The 18,778-nt window shown below is 64.6% G+C and carries 17 protein-coding genes; 10 read left to right on the forward strand and 7 right to left on the reverse strand.

The window, feature by feature from the left end; genetic code table 11:
- Positions 1-71: 71 nt before the first annotated feature.
- Together IC762_RS20555 and IC762_RS20560 are read left to right on the forward strand one after the other, a co-directional pair.
- Positions 72-2,342, forward strand: coding sequence for a TonB-dependent siderophore receptor (locus tag IC762_RS20555; RefSeq protein ID WP_195784068.1), 2,271 nt, complete (start codon positions 72-74; stop codon positions 2,340-2,342).
- Between the two features lie 418 nt (positions 2,343-2,760).
- Positions 2,761-4,014 (forward strand): FG-GAP repeat domain-containing protein, encoded by a 1,254-nt coding sequence (locus tag IC762_RS20560; protein ID WP_195784069.1) that lies wholly within the window; start codon positions 2,761-2,763, stop codon positions 4,012-4,014.
- A gap of 297 nt (positions 4,015-4,311) precedes the next feature.
- On the opposite strand, the gene IC762_RS20565 is transcribed toward IC762_RS20560, so the two are convergent.
- The 4 genes from IC762_RS20565 to IC762_RS20580 form a co-directional block, all read right to left on the reverse strand.
- Positions 4,312-4,533, reverse strand: coding sequence for a hypothetical protein (locus IC762_RS20565; protein WP_195784070.1), 222 nt, complete (start codon positions 4,531-4,533; stop codon positions 4,312-4,314).
- A gap of 20 nt (positions 4,534-4,553) precedes the next feature.
- Positions 4,554-4,784, reverse strand: coding sequence for a hypothetical protein (locus tag IC762_RS20570; protein ID WP_195784071.1), 231 nt, complete (start codon positions 4,782-4,784; stop codon positions 4,554-4,556).
- A 203-nt stretch (positions 4,785-4,987) separates the two neighbouring features.
- A complete protein-coding gene (ldtR, locus tag IC762_RS20575; RefSeq protein WP_195784072.1) occupies positions 4,988-5,506 on the reverse strand; it encodes a transcriptional regulator LdtR in 519 nt (172 codons plus the stop codon).
- Positions 5,507-6,259: 753 nt separating this feature from the next.
- A complete protein-coding gene (locus IC762_RS20580; protein ID WP_195784073.1) occupies positions 6,260-6,721 on the reverse strand; it encodes a DUF6163 family protein in 462 nt (153 codons plus the stop codon).
- Between the two features lie 203 nt (positions 6,722-6,924).
- Here IC762_RS20580 and hemB point away from each other — a divergent pair, with 203 nt between their 5' ends.
- From hemB to IC762_RS20595, 3 genes are all read left to right on the forward strand, one after another.
- Positions 6,925-7,989 carry a porphobilinogen synthase gene (hemB, locus tag IC762_RS20585; RefSeq protein ID WP_195784074.1) on the forward strand — a complete coding sequence of 355 codons (1,065 nt, stop codon included), beginning with the start codon at positions 6,925-6,927 and terminating at the stop codon, positions 7,987-7,989.
- Positions 7,990-8,256: 267 nt separating this feature from the next.
- Entirely contained in the window at positions 8,257-8,811 is a 555-nt protein-coding gene (locus IC762_RS20590; RefSeq protein ID WP_195784075.1) for an RDD family protein, read from the forward strand.
- Positions 8,812-8,896: 85 nt separating this feature from the next.
- A complete protein-coding gene (locus tag IC762_RS20595; RefSeq protein ID WP_195784076.1) occupies positions 8,897-9,673 on the forward strand; it encodes an arginyltransferase in 777 nt (258 codons plus the stop codon).
- A gap of 9 nt (positions 9,674-9,682) precedes the next feature.
- Here IC762_RS20595 and IC762_RS20600 read toward each other — a convergent pair whose 3' ends face one another.
- Positions 9,683-11,062: an Nramp family divalent metal transporter gene (locus IC762_RS20600; protein WP_195784077.1), complete on the reverse strand. Its 1,380-nt coding sequence runs from the start codon at positions 11,060-11,062 to the stop codon at positions 9,683-9,685.
- Between the two features lie 120 nt (positions 11,063-11,182).
- Between IC762_RS20600 and IC762_RS20605 the strand changes: the two genes are divergently transcribed.
- The 4 genes from IC762_RS20605 to IC762_RS20620 all read left to right on the forward strand — a co-directional run bounded on the left by IC762_RS20605 (position 11,183) and on the right by IC762_RS20620 (position 16,119).
- Positions 11,183-12,313: a PspA/IM30 family protein gene (locus IC762_RS20605; RefSeq protein ID WP_195784078.1), complete on the forward strand. Its 1,131-nt coding sequence runs from the start codon at positions 11,183-11,185 to the stop codon at positions 12,311-12,313.
- The gene (locus tag IC762_RS20610; protein ID WP_195784079.1) at positions 12,310-12,972 is read left to right on the forward strand and encodes an OB-fold-containig protein; all 663 of its coding nucleotides are present in this window, start codon (positions 12,310-12,312) and stop codon (positions 12,970-12,972) included. The genes IC762_RS20605 and IC762_RS20610 overlap by 4 nt, the downstream gene beginning before the upstream one ends.
- 3 nt (positions 12,973-12,975) lie before the next feature.
- Positions 12,976-14,730: a flotillin family protein gene (locus tag IC762_RS20615; RefSeq protein WP_195784080.1), complete on the forward strand. Its 1,755-nt coding sequence runs from the start codon at positions 12,976-12,978 to the stop codon at positions 14,728-14,730.
- 147 nt (positions 14,731-14,877) lie between these two features.
- The gene (locus IC762_RS20620; protein WP_195784081.1) at positions 14,878-16,119 is read left to right on the forward strand and encodes an MFS transporter; all 1,242 of its coding nucleotides are present in this window, start codon (positions 14,878-14,880) and stop codon (positions 16,117-16,119) included.
- A gap of 105 nt (positions 16,120-16,224) precedes the next feature.
- Here the strand turns inward: IC762_RS20620 and IC762_RS20625 are convergent, their stop codons facing one another.
- Entirely contained in the window at positions 16,225-17,484 is a 1,260-nt protein-coding gene (locus IC762_RS20625) for an adenylate/guanylate cyclase domain-containing protein (RefSeq protein WP_195784082.1), read from the reverse strand.
- A 191-nt stretch (positions 17,485-17,675) separates the two neighbouring features.
- Here IC762_RS20625 and IC762_RS20630 point away from each other — a divergent pair, with 191 nt between their 5' ends.
- Entirely contained in the window at positions 17,676-17,864 is a 189-nt protein-coding gene (locus IC762_RS20630) for a hypothetical protein (RefSeq protein ID WP_195784083.1), read from the forward strand.
- Here the strand turns inward: IC762_RS20630 and IC762_RS20635 are convergent, their stop codons facing one another.
- Entirely contained in the window at positions 17,865-18,743 is an 879-nt protein-coding gene (locus IC762_RS20635; RefSeq protein ID WP_195784084.1) for a DMT family transporter, read from the reverse strand. It lies immediately after the preceding gene.
- Positions 18,744-18,778 lie beyond the last annotated feature (35 nt).

The raw sequence follows: 18,778 nt of genomic DNA on the forward strand, positions 1-18,778 counted from the left end.
CGCGCATCGCCGGTTTCTGAAAATCACCGTGATAACGACTCGCTCAACTAAATTTGACGGAGCGTGGATTAATGTCGTTCAGGTGGATGCGGACGAAGCGGCTTGCCGCTTCGAGTGTGGTGGTGCTTTGCGCGATCGGCGCAGACGATGCGTTCGCGCAGTCGCAGTTGCCGCCCGTCACCGTCGATGCGCCGAAGCGGCAAGCGGCGAAACCGCAGCAGACGGCAACACAGCAGGCCACGCGCGCACGAACTGCGGCGCGGCACGCTGCGGCAACGCCGGCGAACACACAGAGCGCTGCACAGCCGACTGCCGGCAGCGGACGCGAGCATGCGGGCGGTCCGGTGAACGGCTACATGGCGCGGCTCAGCGCGAGCGGCACCAAGACCAGCACGCCGATCATCCAGACGCCGCAATCGATCACCGTGATCGGCGCCGAGCAGATCCGCGACCAGAAGATTGTCAGCAAGTTCGACGAGGTGCTGCGCTACACGCCCGGCGTGGTCGGCGGCACCTATGGCTCCGACTTCCGCAACGACTGGTTCCTGATCCGCGGCTTCCCGGCGCAGAACGAGGCGCTGTTCCTCGACGGCCTGCAGCTGTTCTACACCTCCTATGCGAGCTGGAAGCTGCAACCCTTCAATCTCGAACGGGTCGAGGTGCTGCGCGGGCCGTCCAGCATTCTCTATGGCGGCTCGGCGCCGGGCGGCATGGTCAATGCCGTGAGCAAGCTGCCGCAGGCCGAGCCGGTTCGCTATCTCGAGACCGGCGTCAACAATTTCGGCAATGCTTACACCGCGTTCGACATCGGCGGCGCGGTGCCGCAGCCCGGCAACGCACAGCTCTTGTATCGCTTCGTCGGCCAGGTCCAGGGCGGCGGCACCCAGACCGACTACACCTACGACAACAATTTCTTCTTCGCGCCCTCGGTGACCTACAAGCCCGACGCCGACACCCGCCTCACCGTGTACGCCACAGCCGCCAAGAACAACACGCGGGCGGAGAACTTCCTGCCCTATGTCGGCACCGTCACCAACGCGCCGTTCGGCCGCATCCCAACCAGCCTGTTCATCGGCGATCCCAGCGCCGATCAGTTCAAGCGCGAGCAGGAGACGCTCGGCTACCAGTTCGAAAAGAACATCACCAGCGATCTCGACTTCCGCCAGAACGCGCGCTTCGGACATGTCGACGTTTACTATACCGGCCTCTACGGCCTGGGCTGGGCGACGACGCCTTCGGCCGGCGATATCGCACGCGGCAACTTCTATGCCCGCGGGGTCGCCGACCAGTTCAACCTCGACAATCAGCTCGAATACCGCTTCGCCACCGGCGCGCTGCAGCACACCGCGCTCGTCGGCGTCGACCTCAAGCACTACGGCATCGATGACCGGCAGGGTTTTGGCACCGGCACCAGTCTCAACGTGTTCAATCCGGTCTACGGCACCAACGCACCCTTTAGCGGCGCGCTGTACCAGGACACGTATCTCACCCAGAAGATGGCCGGCCTCTATCTGCAGGATCAAGTCAAGCTCGACCGGCTGACCGTGGTGCTGTCGGGTCGCCAGGATTGGGTCGATCTCGACAACCAGAACCGGATCGGTGCCGATCAGAGCCGCCAGGACAGCAAGTTCTCCGGCCGCGTCGGCGCGATCTACAATTTCGACAACGGCGTCGCGCCCTACGCTTCCTACATGACCGGCTACAATCCGATCATCGGCGTCAACGCGGCCGGGCAATTGCTGTTGCCGGAAACCTCGCAGCAGACCGAGGTCGGCGTGAAGTATGAGCCGGTCGGGCTCAACGCACGATTCAGCGTCGCCTGGTTCGACCTGAAGCGCCAGAATGCGCTGACCACCGATCCGAACAACGTCATGTTCCAGACCCAGAACGGCGAAGTCACCTCGCGCGGCATCGAGCTCGAGGCGGTCGCGAACATCACGCGCGACTTCAAGCTGGTGGCGAGCTACACCAATTACGATCTGTTCGTCAGCAAGGACCTCAATCCCGCGCTGATCGGCACCGTCCCGACCAACACGCCGCGCGAGATGGCCTCGGCGTGGGCCGACTACACCTTCCGCGAGGGCCCGCTGAACGGCTTCGGCCTCGGCGGCGGCGTGCGCTATGTCGGCTCGTCATTTGCCGATACCGCCAACACCGCACCGGTGCCGTCGGTCGTGCTGGGTGACCTCGCTTTGCACTACGAATGGGACAACCACTGGCGCGCCGCGCTCAACGTCGTCAACGTGACGGACAAGATCTACGTCGCGAGCTGCGCGGTGATCACCTCCTGCTACTACGGCGACCGCCGCCGCATCACGGCGAGCCTCGCCTATAAATGGTGACGCGCGGACCATGACGCTTCGTTCAAGGAGGGGCTGCCCCGGCCGCCCCTCTTTTGCGTGCAAGGTCGCGCCGCATCTGAAATTCCCGACCTCACCCAACCGGGTGATGTAATCATCCCAAAGATTCAGCCAAATACCGGCGCCATTTTGCGGTGCGTGCGGTGGCATTCCATTGCCGCGACCGGATTGAAGATGCCGATGCATTTCGGGAACGGGGGCTGTTCAGATGCCGGTGATGATCAATTCGCTTGATGGTAATGGTGGCTTTTCAGGATCGCCACCGTCGTCCTTCAATCATGATTATATCGTGCTGTACAATTCGGAGCCGAGGCCGATCGATTTGACCGGATGGTCAATCCAATACGCTACGGCGACCGGAACCAGTTGGCAGGTCACCGATCTTTCCGGAACGATAGATGTGTATGGCTACTTCCTGATTGAAGAGGGAAGCAGCGGCAGCGGCGGAACCGCCCTGCCAACCCCGGACCTGATCGGGACCATCAATCTGGGGGCGTTTGCCGGCAAGGTCGCGCTTGTCACGGACACCACGCCGCTGTCCGGTGCGAAGCCAGTCAGCTTCGACATCCTCGACCTCGTCGGCTACGGCTCGACGGCAAGTGATTTCGAGGGCGCCGGCCCAGCGCCCGGTCAAACGAACGCCGGCGATGCCGCTACGGTACGCCAACAAATCGGCGGGGATACCGATCAGAATGCGTCGGATTTCTCTCTCGGCACGCTCACGCCGCAAAATTCACGCAGCCCAGGCATGTTCCCCTCCTTGCCTGCCACCGCGAACGACTTCGGCGCCAATGGCCACGCCGACATTGTCTGGGTCAACGATGACGGCCGAGTGTCGATGTGGGACAGCGGGATGGTCGCCGCCGCTCACATCACGGCTCCCACCGGCACCATTGCCGATGGCTGGCACTTCGCGGCCACCGGCAACTTCGGTGGCGGCAGCGACATCCTCTGGGTCAATGACAACGGCAAGGTGTCGGTCTGGGATGGTGGCCAAATCGGCGACGCTCATATCGTCGCTGACCTCGGCAGCAACATCCAGGGTTGGCACGTCGCCGGCACCGGCGATTTCAACGGCAACGGCAAGAGCGACATCCTCTGGGTCAACGACAACGGAACGGTGTCGGTCTGGGATGACGGCCAACTCAGCGGCGCGCATGTGATCGCGCCTGTCGGCACCGTCGCCAACAATGGCTGGCATTTTGCCGGCACTGGCGATTTCGCCGGCGATGGCAAGAGCGACATTGCCTGGGTCAACGACGACGGCAAGGTGTCGATCTGGAACGACGGCCAGCTCAGCGGCGCGCACATCACGGCCGACATCGGCAGCCAGATCAACGGCTGGCACTTCGCCGGCACCGGCGATTTCGCGGGCGACGGCAAGAGCGATTTCCTCTGGGTCAACGACAACGGCTCGGTTTCGATCTGGGATAACGGCCAGCTCGCCGGCGCGCATGTCGTTGCGCCCGCGGGCACCATCGCGGGTGGCTGGCATTTTGCCGGCACCAGCGACTTCAACGGCGACGGCAAGAGCGACATTCTCTGGGTCAACGCCAACGGCATGACGTCGATCTGGAACAGCGGCCAGCTCAGCGCCGCACACATCACCGCCCCTGCCGGCACCGTCGCCGACGGCTGGCATTTTGCGGCGTAGCGAGATCTGGTGGCAAACTCCTCGTCGTCCCGGCCTTCGCCGGGACGACGGTAGAGGAATCGTAGGGTGGGCAAAGCGAAGCGTGCCCACCATTACGAGCACAGCGTGAAAGGTGGGCACGTCGCTTACGCTCCTTTGCCCACCCTACGCGGTGTCATCGTCCGGGGTGCCGTCTCCGCTAAAGCTCCGGCGCGCCGGAGCGACGACACCGAGTGTTTGCTGTTTGAAAATTGAATCAGAATCTACGTCGTCCTGGCAACAGACAGGACGACGGATGAATTGGGCAACGCGCGAGCCCTACAGCCCGGTATACCCGGCCTTCACATGGTCGGTGCTGCCGTCGAGCTGGCGCAGATAGGTCAGGCCGCACACGGTCAGCCGATGCGGATCGGTCTCGCCGGCCTCGAACAGCATCCGCACATACTCGGTCACCTTGGTGCGGGCTTCGTCGCTCGCGGCGGCCGTGCGGTTTACCAGCAGATCATAGGTCTGCATGATCCGATCGATAGCGGCTTCCATTGATGTCTCCGGATTGGCGCTCAAGCAACGACCAGCGTCTCGGCCTCGAACTTCGCGATCGCCTTGTTGGCGAGGCGGATCCTGTTCATCTCGCCGCGCTGGAACAGCTTGACGATGATGCTGAGCAGGCGCTCATTGGTGGCGAAATTGTCGGGGATCGCGCCGGATTTGCGCAGGTAGTTGGACGCGATGGCGTAGGCATCGCCCACCACCTCGACATTCACCACCTCAATACCGCGCTCGACCAGCATCCCGCGCCTCCATTGGTCGATGGATAAGTCGCAGGGAACAAGTTGGTTCCTGGTGGCGCTCGGTTTTTTTCGCAGGTGCAGCAGAACGGCTGCGGCAAAACGCGACAAAGCGCATCGGCCGGGCACAGCCGATGCGCTGTCTGGAGGTTGGCTGCCGGTCTTCTGAAGCGGCCGGCTTGGCCATCAGGCGAAGAAGGCTGATTTCAGAGGCGATAGAGGATCTGGTCGGTCCAGAACCGCTCGAGGCGATGCAGCGACTTGTTGAGGCTGGCGAACTCCTCGTTGGAGATGCCACCGACCTGCTCCACCGTCTTGACGTGCTTCTGATAGAGCGCATCGACGATCTTGCGGACTTCCTGGCCCTGCGCGGTCAGACGAATGCGAACAGAACGCCGATCGACGCGGGAGCGCTGATGATCGAGGAAGCCGAGCTCGACGAGCTTCTTCAGATTGTAGGAGACGTTGGAGCCGAGATAGTAGCCGCGGGTGCGCAGCTCGCCGGCGGTCAATTCCTTATCGCCGATGTTGTACAGGAGCAGTGCCTGCACCGAGTTGATGTCGGCGCGGCCGCGGCGGTCGAACTCGTCCTTGATGACGTCGAGCAGCCGGCGATGCAGCCGCTCCACCAAAGTCAATGCTTCCAGATAGAGCGGCTGCACCGGAGCCTGACCGGCAGCGCGATCGGCGGCATCCGCCGCCGTTGTCGCAACGGCTTTCATCATGACACTTCCCCTGTTTGTCGTTTTTATCGACTTATTCGACGAAACTTGTGTCCCGCCTGATAGCCACAACTTAGTGGGGTCGTTTGAAGATCAGCTTAAATAAGACAATAAAGAGATCATGAATTTAAGACAGTGAATGGCGGATTAAGCCCATGGATCAAGCACTTCTCGCAACTTTTCATTGACGGTAGATGGCCCCTGTTCACGCTTCGTCTGCCTCCCCTGTCGCATTCGGAAACAGCGGCGTTCGATTTCGAAACGGTGGCGTAACCGGTGTGAGGGAACCCTTTACGGTGACCGAATGGTGACCGGAAAATTCTCAGAAGATTCTCGGAAAATTTTCGGGATCGCAGCCCGAAGCCTGCGCGATGGCGAGCAGGATCGCGTCCTGCCTGCCTAGAGCCTTTCCCGTTCCGATGGAATCGGAACGGGGCTCTAGATTTTGTTTTGACGCGTTTTCTTCACGCGAACCGGTTTCCACTTCGCTCGAAAACGCTCTAAGAGGTCCCGCCGCCGGCCAGCGCAAAGCCGACTGGCACATATGCCGAGATCCGGTAATCGACCCCGACGGCGGTACCGCAGAGACGCGCGCCGCGACGGGGTGCGCCGGGGTGTGCACGATCTGTGTGGTTCACTTAGCAGACGCAGCAATGCTGTCTTCTCACTGCGTGCACGCACACCATGATGTCAGCGCTTATGGTTTAGATTGATCGCAGTGTCGCCGCGCCGCCACAGTGAGGATCCCGGCACCGCCTATGGCGGCCGTTCGCGCGCCGCCATCCAGGCGAGCGCGAGATAGGCGGCGAGCATCACGGCCTCGAACCCGACCACGGTGAGGCTGCCGCCATAGATGCCGGGAAACATCAGCTCGATCACCGCCATCGACACCACGGTGGTGAGCCACACCACGGCGCCCCACGGCGTCGCCAGCCACAGCCCGACCGCGGCGACGAGCTCGATAACGGCGAAATAGATCGTGGCGGTCTGCCAGGCCATCGACTGGTTCTCGAACGCCTCCTCCTCGCCGCCGACGAAGCCGGTGACCTGGGCCCAGTGGTAGAGACCCTTGGCGATCGAGACCACCGCCATGATGCGCAGGAAGATGACGAGCCGCCGCGTCCACGCATTATCGTCAGGCTCGATGCGGTCGGACGAGATCCCGCCGACCGTCATGGCGCTGTCCCGCGCAGAATCGCGTGCAGAGGTGTCAGACATCCGAATCGCCGCGCAATGGCTGCAGAGAGGTATTCATGGCCGCAGTCTTGGCCCGCCAAGCCCGCAAAATCAATTGCCGTTGCGGCAAATCCGGGGCGCCAAAGGATCCAATCGGGGCGCAATGACGGCGCCCCCTGAAAGGTGCTAGAATTGGACTTATATCAGGTCCAGTCCAATCAGCCGGCCGTCGAGGGAGTAAAGACATGGCGATCAAATTCGGGCGCCCGATCGAATTGCGGGATGCGCCGCGCCGCCAGACCGAGGCCCTCGCCTCGCCGTCGCTGGACCTCACGATCCGCCCGCGCCGCAACCGCAAGTCGGAATGGGCCCGCCGGCTGGTCCGTGAGAACGTGCTGACGACCGACGACCTGATCTGGCCGATGTTCGTGGTCGACGGCCACAACGCGCGCACGCCGGTGGCCTCGATGCCGGGCGTGGAGCGGCTCACCGTGGACCAGATCGTCCGCGACGCCGAGCGCGCCGCCAAGCTCAACATCCCCTGCATCGCGCTGTTCCCGTTCACCGAGCCGGGGCTGCGCGACGAGCAGGGTTCCGAGGCGCTCAACCCCGACAATCTGGTCTGCCAGTCGGTGCGCGCGATCAAGAAGCAATTCCCTGATATCGGCGTGCTCTGCGACGTCGCGCTCGATCCCTTCACCAGCCACGGTCATGACGGGCTGCTCGCTGACGGCAGGATCCTCAACGACGAGACGGTCGCGGTGCTGGTCAAGCAGGCACTGACGCAGGCCCAGGCCGGCTGCGACGTGATCGCGCCGTCGGACATGATGGACGGCCGGGTCGGCGCGATCCGCGACGCGCTCGACGATGCCGGCTTCGGCGACGTGCAGATCATGTCCTATGCGGCGAAATACGCCAGCGCCTTCTACGGCCCGTTCCGCGACGCGATCGGCTCGGCCAAGACGCTGACCGGCGACAAGCGCACCTATCAGATGGACAGCGCCAATTCCGACGAGGCATTGCGCGAGGTCGAGCTCGACATCGCCGAGGGCGCCGACATGGTAATGGTGAAGCCCGGCATGCCCTATCTCGACATCGTCCGCCGGGTGAAGGACACCTTCCAGATGCCGACCTTCGTCTACCAGGTGTCCGGCGAATACGCGATGATCGCAGGCGCCGCCGCCAATGGCTGGATCGACGGCGAGCGCGCCATGATGGAGAGCCTGGTCGGCTTCAAGCGCGCCGGCGCCGACGGCATCCTGACCTACTTCGCGCCGCAGGCCGCCGAGAAGATCAGGGCGGAGCGCTGACGGTTTCCTCCCCTTCGTCATTGCGAGGAGCGCAGCGACGAAGCAATCCATCCATCCGAGCATGCGGCGGGATGGATTGCTTCGCGGAGCCTGTCATCGGGCGGCGCTACGCGCCGACCCGTTGGCTCGCAATGACGGATGGAGGCGGCAGCGGTCAATCCGGCCGCGGAATCGCCGGAATATTTCGGTGAGTTAATGCTTGCCCCCGCTTGGCAGGCGAGCCCCCGGTTCCCATCTCCTGCGCGGGATATCAATCGGAGGTTGGTCATGTCCTACGGCAATGACGGCGGCACGCGGAGCGGCGCGACCTGGCGCAATGACGGCGGCGTTCCCCCGCATGCGTTCGATCCGTACGCGCAGCCGGACCTGTTTCGCGGCGTGCTGACCCGACGCGTGTTCGCCTTCCTGATCGACCTCCTGGTGCTGTCGGTACCGGTGATCCTCGGCGTGATCTTCATCGCCATCTTCGGCGTGGTGACGCTCGGCCTCGGCTGGGCGCTGTTCTGGCTGGTGTCGCCGGCCTCGATCATCTGGGCGATCGTCTATTACGGCGCCTCGATCGGCGGCCCGCATTCGGCCACGCCAGGCATGCGCATGATGGATCTGGAACTGCGCACCTGGTACGGCGCCCCCGGCTACTTCGTGCTCGGCGCCGTCCATGCGGTATTATTCTGGGCGACGATCTCGTTCCTGTCGCCGCTGGTCCTGCTGGTCGGGCTGTTCAACGGCCGCCGCCGGCTGCTGCACGACGTCATCCTGGGAACCGTTGTTATCAACAGCTCGGTCCGCACCGAGATCACACCCGCGGCACGGGCCTATTAGGTCCGCTTAAACCAATTGACCGTTAGCCTTCAGGGGGCGATGCTGAGTTGGCTGCCTGTATTGTTGTGGAGCCCGATTATCCGACGTGACCCAGCACTCGCGTGACACCCCGCAGTTTTATCTGACGGCGCCCTCGCCCTGCCCCTACCTGCCGGGCCGACACGAGCGCAAGGTGTTCACGCATCTGGTCGGCGAAAAGGCCGGCGATCTCAATGATCTGCTCACCCATGGCGGCTTCCGCCGCAGCCAGTCGATTGCCTACCGGCCGGCCTGCGACCAGTGCCGGGCCTGCGTCTCGGTCCGGGTGGTCGCCAACGAATTCCGCCCCTCCCGCAATTTCCGCAAGGTGCTGGCCCGCAACGCCGACATCATCGGCGAGCAGCGCAGCGCGGTGCCGACCTCGGAGCAGTATTCCGTCTTCCGCGCCTATCTCGACCGCCGCCACCGCAATGGCGGCATGGCCGACATGACGGTGCTGGACTATGCGATGATGGTCGAGGACAGCCATGTCGAGACCCGGATCATCGAGTACCGCCGGCGCAATATCGACAGCGGCATCACCGGGCGCGGCGACGAGCTGCTGGCGGTGGCGCTGACCGACGTGCTCAGCGACGGGCTGTCGATGGTCTATTCGTTCTTCGAGCCGTCGCAGCAGCACCGCTCGCTCGGCACCTTCATGATTCTCGACCACATCGCCCGCGCCCGCCGGCAGGGCCTGCCTTACGTCTATCTCGGCTACTGGATCGAGGGCTCCAAGAAGATGGACTATAAGGGCCGCTTCCTGCCGCAGCAGCGCCTCGCCCCGAGCGGCTGGCTGCGCGTCGACGCCTCGGGCGAGGTCCTCGCGGAGCCGCAGGACTGAAGATCGAGACTAGCTGCCGAACAAGGTATCGATCAACAGCTTCACGTTCAGGATCAGGATCAGCCCGGCGACGATCCATGCCGCCGCGGCGACCGGCCACGAGATCGCAAACTTCCCCATCTTGCGCTTGTCGGACACGAACCGCACCAGCGGGATCACCGCAAACGGCAGCTGCATCGACAGCACGACCTGACTGAACACCAAAAGCTGCGCGGTGCCGCTGTCGCCATACAGCGCGGCGACCACGACGACCGGAACGATCGCGATGCCGCGGGTCAGCAGCCGCTGTGCCCAATCGGGCAGCCGCAGATCGAGGAAGCCCTGCATCACGATCTGGCCGGCCAGGGTCGCCGTCACAGTCGAATTGAGTCCGGACGCCAGCAGCGCCACGGCGAACAGCGTCGAGGCGATGCCGAGGCCGAGCAGCGGCGACAGCAATTCAAAGGCCTGGTCGATTTCGGCGACGTCGGAATGGCCGCTCTTGTGGAAGGTCGCAGCGGCCACGACCAGGATCGCGGCGTTGATGAACAGCGCCAGCATCAGCGCGATGGTGGAATCGGCCGTCGCCCATTTGATCGCATCGCGCCGTCCCTCCTCGGTGCGCGGATAGGCGCGGGTCTGCACGATCGAGGAGTGCAGATAGAGGTTATGCGGCATCACGGTGGCGCCGATGATGCCGATCGCGATGTAGAGCATCTCAGGATTGGTGACGATCTCGCCCGTCGGCACGAAGCCGCCGATCACGGCCGCAACCGGCGGCGCGGCGGCGGCGATCTGCACCACGAAGCACACCGCGATCACGATCAAGAGCGCGATCACGAAGGCCTCGAGGAAGCGGAAGCCGCGGTTCATCAGGAGCAGCAGCAGGAACGCGTCGAGCGCCGCCAGCAGCGCGCCGCCGACCAGGGGAATGCCGAACAGCAGCTTCAGCGCGATCGCGGTGCCGATCACCTCCGCAAGGTCGCAGGCGATGATGGCGGCCTCGCAGGCCAGCCACAGCATCAGATTGACCGGGCGCGAATAGGTCGCCCGGCAGGCCTGCGCCAGATCGCGATCGGTGGCGATGCCGAGCCGCGCCGACAGCGCCTGCAGCAGGATCGCCATCAGATTCGAGAGCAGGATGACCGACAGCAGCGTGTAGCCGAACTTCGATCCACCGGCGATGTCGGTTGCCCAGTTGCCGGGGTCCATGTAGCCGACCGACACCAGATAGCCGGGACCGGCGAACGCCAGCAGCCGCCGCCACCACAACCCGCCGGTCGGCACGGCGACGGTCGAATTGACCTCCGGGAGGCTGCGCGCATGCCCGGCGTCGCCGCGCCAGCCCGAGGTGGCGGGGACGGCGGTAGAGAGCGAAACGGGAGGCATTTCAGGCGTTCGGGCGTCCATGCGACCAACATGGCTGATCACGGGCCTTAATGCAACTCATTTGCAACTGCATCTAGCCTCACGAAGATGCTACCGCCGCCGGCATTGTAAAGCACTGAGGAAGTGCTTTAGTCTCTAATCATGATCAAGCTTCCCCTCGAGACGCCGACCGCAACCCTGCGCTACGCCCTCGCCCCCGACCAGGCGAGCACCGATGCGATCGAGGCGACCTTTGCGGCCTATGATCGGATGATGGCGATCCTTGCCGAGGTGGCTCCCGTCGGCGCCAATCTGGTTTCGCTGCACGCCCAGGCCTATGAGCGGATCCGCAAGGAGACCGGCCTGCCGGCGCGGCTGGTGACGCTCGGCCTGCGCGACCGCGCCAGCTACGTCGCCGAGACGGCCATCCGCCGGATACCGCTCGACGACAAGTTGTTCGCGATCAAGGGTCCAACTTCACTGACCATTAGCACTGTCAGCGGACGCGTCTTGGTGCCGTTCGACGTGCCGGGATATGTCTCGGGCTGGGAAAGCCCCTTCCCGGCGCATTTGGTCTCGGATGGACGCGGCTACGAAATCCACATCGCCGTCAAATCCAAATCAGCTCAACCGGAGGAGAAGACCATGCTTCACGAAGGCATCCTTGCGCGCATGGGCCGGCTGCTTGCCGCCATCGCGAGCCAGACCATCGACAACGCCGAGAACGCCAACAAGGTGGCGCTGGTCAAGCAGGCGATCCGCGAGATCGACGCCGGCGCCGACGAGGCGCGCTACGCGCTCGGCAAGTCGCGCGCCGAAGAATTCCGGCTCAAGCGGCGGCGTGAGGAACTGGATACCGAAACGGCTGCTCTCAACGACAAGATCCGTCTCGCACTTGCGGAAAATCGCGACGACCTCGCGCGCGCCGGCGTCGCACGGCAAATTGATCTGGAATCGCAGATGATCGCGCTGGAACGCGCGATGGATTTCATCGAGCTCGAAATCGACGAGCAGACCAAGGCGTTGCAGGCCATGCTCGGCGCGCGGCGCGAGGCTGAGAATAGATTAACCGATCTCGAACAAAGCCTGCTCCGCGAGGCCAAGCATGAAACCAGCCGGGCGCCAGCCGCGACCAATACATTGAGTGCCGATCGCGCCATGGCGGCGATCGCCCGGGTCACCGGCGTTCACGCTTCCAGCGTGCTCGGCGACAAGGAGCTTGACGAACTCGACCGCCTGCACCGCGAAAAGGAAATCGCGGCGCGGCTTGAAAGGATCAAGTCACAGCAATGAGTGCAGTTGGCGACATTCTGCTCGCCCCCGACGTGCGGCCGTTCGCGGTCGCGGCTGCGATCATGGTGACGCTCGGCGGCATCGAGCTGCTGACCACCATGGTCGGACTTTCGATCAGCGAATTCATCGGCAAGGATTTCGCGGTCGAGGCCGAGAGCCACAACGCTCTCAGCGGCCTGTTTCTCTGGATCAACGCCGGGCGGCTTCCCCTCCTGATCCTGATCATCCTGATTCTCGGCATCTTCTCGATCGGAGGCTTTCTGTTGCAGGGCCTCGCGCATGCCACAGGCACCGCCCTTCCCGTCTCGATCGCTGCGGCGGTGACTGCTGCCGGCAGCATCCCCGTGATCAGGAAAGCCAGCCGCGGCCTCGCGCGCATCATTCCGCGCGACGAGAGCTACGCGGTCAGCGAGGACGAGTTCGTCGGCAAGGTCGCGACCGTCGCGGTCGGCCCGCTCGATCAGGGGCTACCCGGCCGCGTCCGTCTCAAGGATGTCTTCGGCAACTGGCACACCGTGTCGGCGCGTGCCGGCGCTGAGTCTGCGGCACTGCCGGTCGGCGCCAGCGTCTTGCTGGTCGATCGCGACGCCAAAAGCTTCATCGCGATTGCCGCTCCCGCCGATCTCATTGAACAACACCAATCTTCCAACAGGGCATAACATATGTGGGAACTTGCTGTACCCGTCGTCATTGGCGTCGTCGTCATCCTCGTCATCGGCCTGCTGTTCGCGAAACTCTACAAGCGCTCGACCCGCGACGAGGCCTATGTGCGCACCGGCCTCGGCGGCCAGAAGGTGGTGCTCGACGGCGGCTCGCTGGTGCTGCCGATCTTCCATTCCACCGCCGCAGTGAATTTGAAGACGCTGCGGCTCGAGGTCGCGCGCGGCGGCCCGGATTCGCTGATCACCAAGGACCGCATGCGCGTCGACATCGGCGCCGAGTTCTATCTGCGGGTCAAACCCGACTCGTCCTCGATCGCGCTCGCGGCGCAGACGCTCGGCAACCGCACCAATGACGCGGCCGAATTGCGCGAGCTGGTCGAAGCCAAATTCGTCGACGGCCTGCGTTCGGTCGCAGCCACCATGAACCTCGAGGAGCTGCAGGAGCAGCGCGCGACCTTCGTCAAGGCGGTGCAGGACGCGGTCGGCGCCGACATCCAGAACAACGGCCTCGAGCTGGAATCGGTGTCGCTGACCAGGCTCGACCAGAGCGACATCAAGCACTTCAACCCGAGCAACTTCTTCGACGCCCACGGTCTCACCACCCTGACCAAGATCACCAAGGAGCGTGAGCAGGAGCGCAACCAGATCGTCCGCACCACCGAGGTCAACATCGCGCAGCAGGACCTGGTGGCGCGGCAGACCACGTTGACGATCGAGACCACCAAGCGCGACGCGGAGCTTGCCCAGCAGCGCGACATCGCCAACAAGACCGCCGCGATGCGCGCGCAGACCGCGCAGGTCGAGCAGACCGCGTTGCAGAACGAGGCCGAATACCGCATCCAGCAGGAACTCGCGGTCGCCAACAAGCAGACCGAGGCCAACCAGGCCCGCGACACCCGCAAGATCGAGGCCGATCTCGCGGTGAAACGGCGCAATACCGAAATGGAGCGCGACCTTCAGATCGTGGCGCAGGAAAGCGCGATCACGGTCGCCAACAAGAGCAAGGAGCAGTCCGAGGCGCAGACCGTCGCCGAGACCGCACGCGCGCTGGCGATCGCAGCCGAGGAAAAGGTCACAACCGCCAAGGCCACCGAAATTGCCGAGCGCGACAAGATCATCAACGTGATCGCGGCGCGCAAGGCTGCCGAAACCAACGCGATGCCGATCACCGTGATGGCGGAAGCCGAGAAGCAGGCTGCCGCCAACAAGGCCGAGGCCACCAACGTGCTTGCGAAGGCAGATGCCAATGCCGCAACCACCCGCGCTGCCGGCGTCAAGGCGCTCGGCCAGGCCGAGGCCGAAGTCGCGACGTTGAAGGCCGAAGCGCGCAACAAGCTCAGCCCCTCGATGATCGATTACGATCTGAACCTCGCGCGCATCAACATCATCCCGAACGCGCTGGCCGAAGCGGTGAAGCCGATCGAGAAGATCTCCGACATCCGGATCTTCGACACCGGTAGCCTGCTCGGCCGCGGCAGCGGCAACGGCCATGCCCAAGGCAATGGTAGCGGCAACGGCGGTCTTGGGCTCGGCGACGGCCTCGCTGCGCAGCTGCTGTCGGTCTCGGCGTTCAAGCCGATGATCGACAAGATCCTCTCCGAAGCCGGCTTCCCCGCCGGACCGGACGCGCTCACCAGCCTGACCAGCGCGCTCGCACAGCGCAAGGCCGAGGCTGCCGCAAGCGACGGAAGCCAGCCCACGGCACTCGTTGGCACGATCACGGGCCAGCTTGCGAGCAGCCCCAATACGCAGTGACGACCTGATCAGAGATCAGGAACAACAACGCAAAGGCCCGCCGAATTCCCGGTGGGCCTTTTGCTTGGCGTTGTCGGGAAACGGGTGGGATCGGACGTCTTCCAACCACACACTATGGCCAGATCGAAATTCTTACAGGATTCTGCCATGTCGTCCGATACACCTCGGCTGCCCGCAACCTTCAACCGCCTGGCCTGGTCCAACCTCGCCGCGCAATCCGCCGAGCAGATCGCGCTCGCAGCGGCTCCGATCGTCGCCGTGCTGCTGCTCGGGGTCGGCGAAGGCCAGACCGGCCTGCTGCAGACCGCGCTGACGCTGCCCTTCATCCTGTTCGCGATTCCGGCAGGGCTGCTCGCCGACCGCGTGTCGCGGCGCTGGGTGATGGCCGGCGCGGAGGCGCTGCGCGCGGCGGCGCTGGTCGCGATCCTGCTCTTGCTCTGGCTCGGTGCGATGACGCTGCCGCTGCTCGCGCTGCTCGGCTTCATCGCAGTCTGCGGCACGGTGGCATACAGCGTCGCCGCGCCGGCGCTGGTGCCGTCGCTGGTCACCGCCCAGCAATTGCCGGCGGCGAATGCGCGCATCGAGCTCGCGCGCACCATCGCCTTCGCCAGCGGCCCGGCGCTCGGCGGCGTGTTGGTCGGCTGGGTCGGCGCGGCCCCTGCCTTCGGCTTCGCCGCGGCGCTGTCGGCGATCGCGGTCGTGCTGCTGGCCGGCATCTATGAGCCGGCGCGTCCGTCGGTGCCGCAGCGCCATCCGCTGCAGGACATCAAGGAAGGCGCCGCCTTCGTGTTCCATCACGCGCTGCTGCGGCCGGTGTTCGTCACCCAGTTCATCTTCAACACCGCATCGTTCCTGGTGCTCGCCGTGTTCGTACCCTATGCGGTGCGTCATCTCGGGCTCAGTGCCACCGGCGTCGGCACCACCCTCGCAATGTATGGCGTCGGCATGGTGGTCGGTGCGCTGTTCGCGACCCGGGTGATGAAGCGGCTGGCATTCGGCACCGTGATCGGGCTCGGCCCGGTGACCGGCTTCGTTGCGGCGGTCGTGATGGCGCTGACCACCTGGATTCCGTCGCCGCTGCTGGCGGGCCTGAGCTACTTCCTGCTCGGCGTCGGCCCGATCCTGTGGGTGATCTCGACCACCACGCTGCGGCAGTCGGTGACCCCACCCTCGCTGCTCGGCCGGGTCTCGGCGATCAACATCATGAGCTACGGCGCCCGTCCGCTCGGCTCCGCGCTCGGCGCCGTCGTCGGCGGCCTCTACGGCGCAGAGACCTGCCTCTACCTCGCGGCCGCGATCTTCGCAGCCCAGGCGCTGGTGATCCTGATGTCGCCCGCGGTCTCGCTGACGCGGCAGCCCGACATGGTCGGCGAGCCGGCGCGGTGCTAACCACACCCGCCGTCATTGCGAGCGAAGCGAAGCAATCCATTCCTTCGCAAGCGGGGAAATGGATTGCTTCGTCGCTTCGCTCCTCGCAATGACAGTAGAGAAACCTCAGCTCGCCAGATACCGCTCATACTTGCCGCCGACCACCTCGTCGGCGGCGACTGCCGGATCCAACGTATACAAATCCTGCGCGTGGCTGATACCGCGCAGCACGAAGCGGCCGGTCGAGACCAGGTAGTTGCGCCCCATCGCATCGAGGCCGGTGCGGAAAGCGGTAGAGGTCAGCAGCTCGCGGCTGACCGATGCGCACATCGAGGCGATCCTGGAGACCTCGTTGACGGCGGGACCGACCACCGTGAAATCGAGCCGGTCCTCGCTGCCGATATTGCCGTAAAAGACCTCGCCGACATGGAGACCGACATAGGCCGACGTGGTCGGCCGCTCCTCGTTCTCGCGGCGATCGTTCAGGACACGAATGTTGTGCCTGAACGTGTGCTCGGCGCGCAGGGCCGCACGCTTGGCAACGGCCATGTTCTCGCTGGTGAACATCGCCAGCACGCCATCGCCGATCAGTTTCAGCACCTCGCCGCCGGCATCGTGGACGGCATCGATGGAGGCCTGCGCATAGTCGTTGAGGAACGGGATGATCTCGTCCGGCCCGATGCGCTCGCTGATCGCGGTCGAACCGCGGACGTCGGAGTACCACAGCACGGCCTTGATCTTCTCGGTGACGCCGCGCGTCATGCGTCCGCGCAACACCTGCTCGGCCGTGTCGCGGCCGAGATAAACCCGTCCCAGCGTCCGGGCGATCTCGGCCTGCGCGGCGGATTTGATCGCAAGCCCGAGCACCGGCACCAGGTCACGCAGCGCCGCCAGCCCCTGCTCGCCAAACCCATCGTCGCGCCGGGTCGTCCAGTAGGAATAAACGCAGTCCATCAGCCCGATCGTCCCGGCTTCGCCGAAATGGTGCACATGGGCCACGAGATGCTTGTGACCGCGATCGACGAGATCGCCGGTGAACTTGAATCTGCGGGAGTCCTCTTCTTCCAGCGCCAGCGGCAATTCGTGATGGCCACTTTCGAGCATGTGATAGAAGATCGACTGCCGCCAGGCATCCGCGGCTTCGCCTTCATTGGTCGGGCCATATTCGAACGCGACGCTTTCGTTGGTCTCGGCGTCGTTCCAGCGAAAGCCGCGGCCCTCGAAAATCGGATGCAGCGTATCGATGAACACCATCGCGCGCGCCACATCGAGCCCCTCGGCGCGACAGCGCTCGCAGAAGCCACGCAGCAGGTCGTTTTCAGGCAGGCCGGTCAGGCCCTGGCGGACCAGCCAATTCATCAGGCGCAGACGGGGGGTCAGTTCCATCGACTAATTATGCCGGGCAATCGGTGCGGGAGGAAGGGCTGGCGAACAGATGCGGACGCGAATGCGACATTGCAAGGGAGGCTTGGCAAGGGAGCCTTGGCAAGGGAGCCTTGGCAAGAGCGCCTTTCCGACCATGCCCGCGATCGGCGATTCCGCTTCCCTTTGGTTCCTCCTTCGCGCACAAACACCGCATGGACAACACCGGCCCAGCCAATCCCATCCGCCGTTTTCTGCAATGGGCGACGACCCCGCCGCAGGCCTACGGGGTCTACCTCGTCGCCCTGTTCCTGGCCTTCACTCTGTCGTTCTATGCCGGCTCGCTGAAGCCGAAGCAGGCGCCCGCCCCGTCCGTGAGCACGCCGACCTCGCCGCGCAATTGATCAGGCCGGTTTGGGCTCCGAGGTCGCGATCCAGATCCCGGCGAACACCGCGACCAGGCCGACCACCAAATTGGGCGTGATCGGCTCGCCGACCAGCTGGGTCGCGAGCAGCCCGGCGGCGATCGGGTTCACCGTCATGGTGTTGGCGACGCGGGTCGGCGACGCCCGCTCCAGTGCCAATACCCACAGGATGAAGGCGAGCGCGCCGCCGGCGATGCCGAGATAGAGACCGGCGATCCATTGCGGCGTGCCGAAATCGCGCAATGTCGCCAGGCTGCCCGTGAACAGCCCCACGATGATCAGCGCGGCCGCGCCCGTACCCATGCCGACGGCGAGGAAACCGAGTGCGCTGGAGCGGCGGATGAACGGCCGCGACAGCACGTTGTAGAACGCCATGCAGAGCACCGCGCCGGCCATGATCAATTCGCCGCGCCAGGCACCGACCGGCGCCGCCGAGAGCCCGTAGGCAAGCGCGGCCGCGACGCCGAGCACCGCGATCGAAACGCCGACCGATTTGCGCAGCGTCAGCGGCTCGACGCCGAGCACGGCGCCGACCACCATGGTCGAGAGCGGCAGCGTCGCCAGCGCGAGGCTGGCGCGCGCCGCCGTCGTGTAGGACATCGCGATGTTGTAGAGCACGAAGAACACGCCGAAGAAGGCCAGGCCGAGGGCCGCTACCGCAAGCCAATCCTCGCGCCGCGGCCATTTTGCGCGCAGCAGCACCGCCGCGGGCAGCACGCAGAGGAAGCCGGTCGCCCAGCGCAGGATCGCCAGCGTCACCGGGTCGGCCGTGCCTGCGAGATAGCGGGTGATCGCCGCCGCGGTGCCGCCGAGGCAGCTCGACACCAATGCGATCGCAACGCCGATCCACTCGCCCATCCCTGCCCCGCTGCATTTCGAGCTGCCTTATGGCA

The organism is Bradyrhizobium genosp. L, assembly GCF_015624485.1.
Classification (GTDB): Bacteria; Pseudomonadota; Alphaproteobacteria; order Rhizobiales; family Xanthobacteraceae; genus Bradyrhizobium.

Bases quoted from the DNA above. Each gene is read 5' to 3' on its own strand.
- IC762_RS20555 (WP_195784068.1), top strand. From the start codon at position 72: ATGTCGTTCAGGTGGATGCGGACGAAGCGGCTTGCCGCTTCGAGTGTG.
- IC762_RS20565 (WP_195784070.1), bottom strand. From the start codon at position 4,533: ATGGAAGCCGCTATCGATCGGATCATGCAGACCTATGATCTGCTGGTA.
- IC762_RS20570 (WP_195784071.1), bottom strand. From the start codon at position 4,784: ATGCTGGTCGAGCGCGGTATTGAGGTGGTGAATGTCGAGGTGGTGGGC.
- ldtR (WP_195784072.1), bottom strand. From the start codon at position 5,506: ATGATGAAAGCCGTTGCGACAACGGCGGCGGATGCCGCCGATCGCGCT.
- IC762_RS20580 (WP_195784073.1), bottom strand. From the start codon at position 6,721: ATGTCTGACACCTCTGCACGCGATTCTGCGCGGGACAGCGCCATGACG.
- hemB (WP_195784074.1), top strand. From the start codon at position 6,925: ATGGCGATCAAATTCGGGCGCCCGATCGAATTGCGGGATGCGCCGCGC.
- IC762_RS20590 (WP_195784075.1), top strand. From the start codon at position 8,257: ATGTCCTACGGCAATGACGGCGGCACGCGGAGCGGCGCGACCTGGCGC.
- IC762_RS20600 (WP_195784077.1), bottom strand. From the start codon at position 11,062: ATGGACGCCCGAACGCCTGAAATGCCTCCCGTTTCGCTCTCTACCGCC.
- IC762_RS20605 (WP_195784078.1), top strand. From the start codon at position 11,183: ATGATCAAGCTTCCCCTCGAGACGCCGACCGCAACCCTGCGCTACGCC.
- IC762_RS20610 (WP_195784079.1), top strand. From the start codon at position 12,310: ATGAGTGCAGTTGGCGACATTCTGCTCGCCCCCGACGTGCGGCCGTTC.
- IC762_RS20615 (WP_195784080.1), top strand. From the start codon at position 12,976: ATGTGGGAACTTGCTGTACCCGTCGTCATTGGCGTCGTCGTCATCCTC.
- IC762_RS20620 (WP_195784081.1), top strand. From the start codon at position 14,878: ATGTCGTCCGATACACCTCGGCTGCCCGCAACCTTCAACCGCCTGGCC.
- IC762_RS20625 (WP_195784082.1), bottom strand. From the start codon at position 17,484: ATGGAACTGACCCCCCGTCTGCGCCTGATGAATTGGCTGGTCCGCCAG.
- IC762_RS20630 (WP_195784083.1), top strand. From the start codon at position 17,676: ATGGACAACACCGGCCCAGCCAATCCCATCCGCCGTTTTCTGCAATGG.
- IC762_RS20635 (WP_195784084.1), bottom strand. From the start codon at position 18,743: ATGGGCGAGTGGATCGGCGTTGCGATCGCATTGGTGTCGAGCTGCCTC.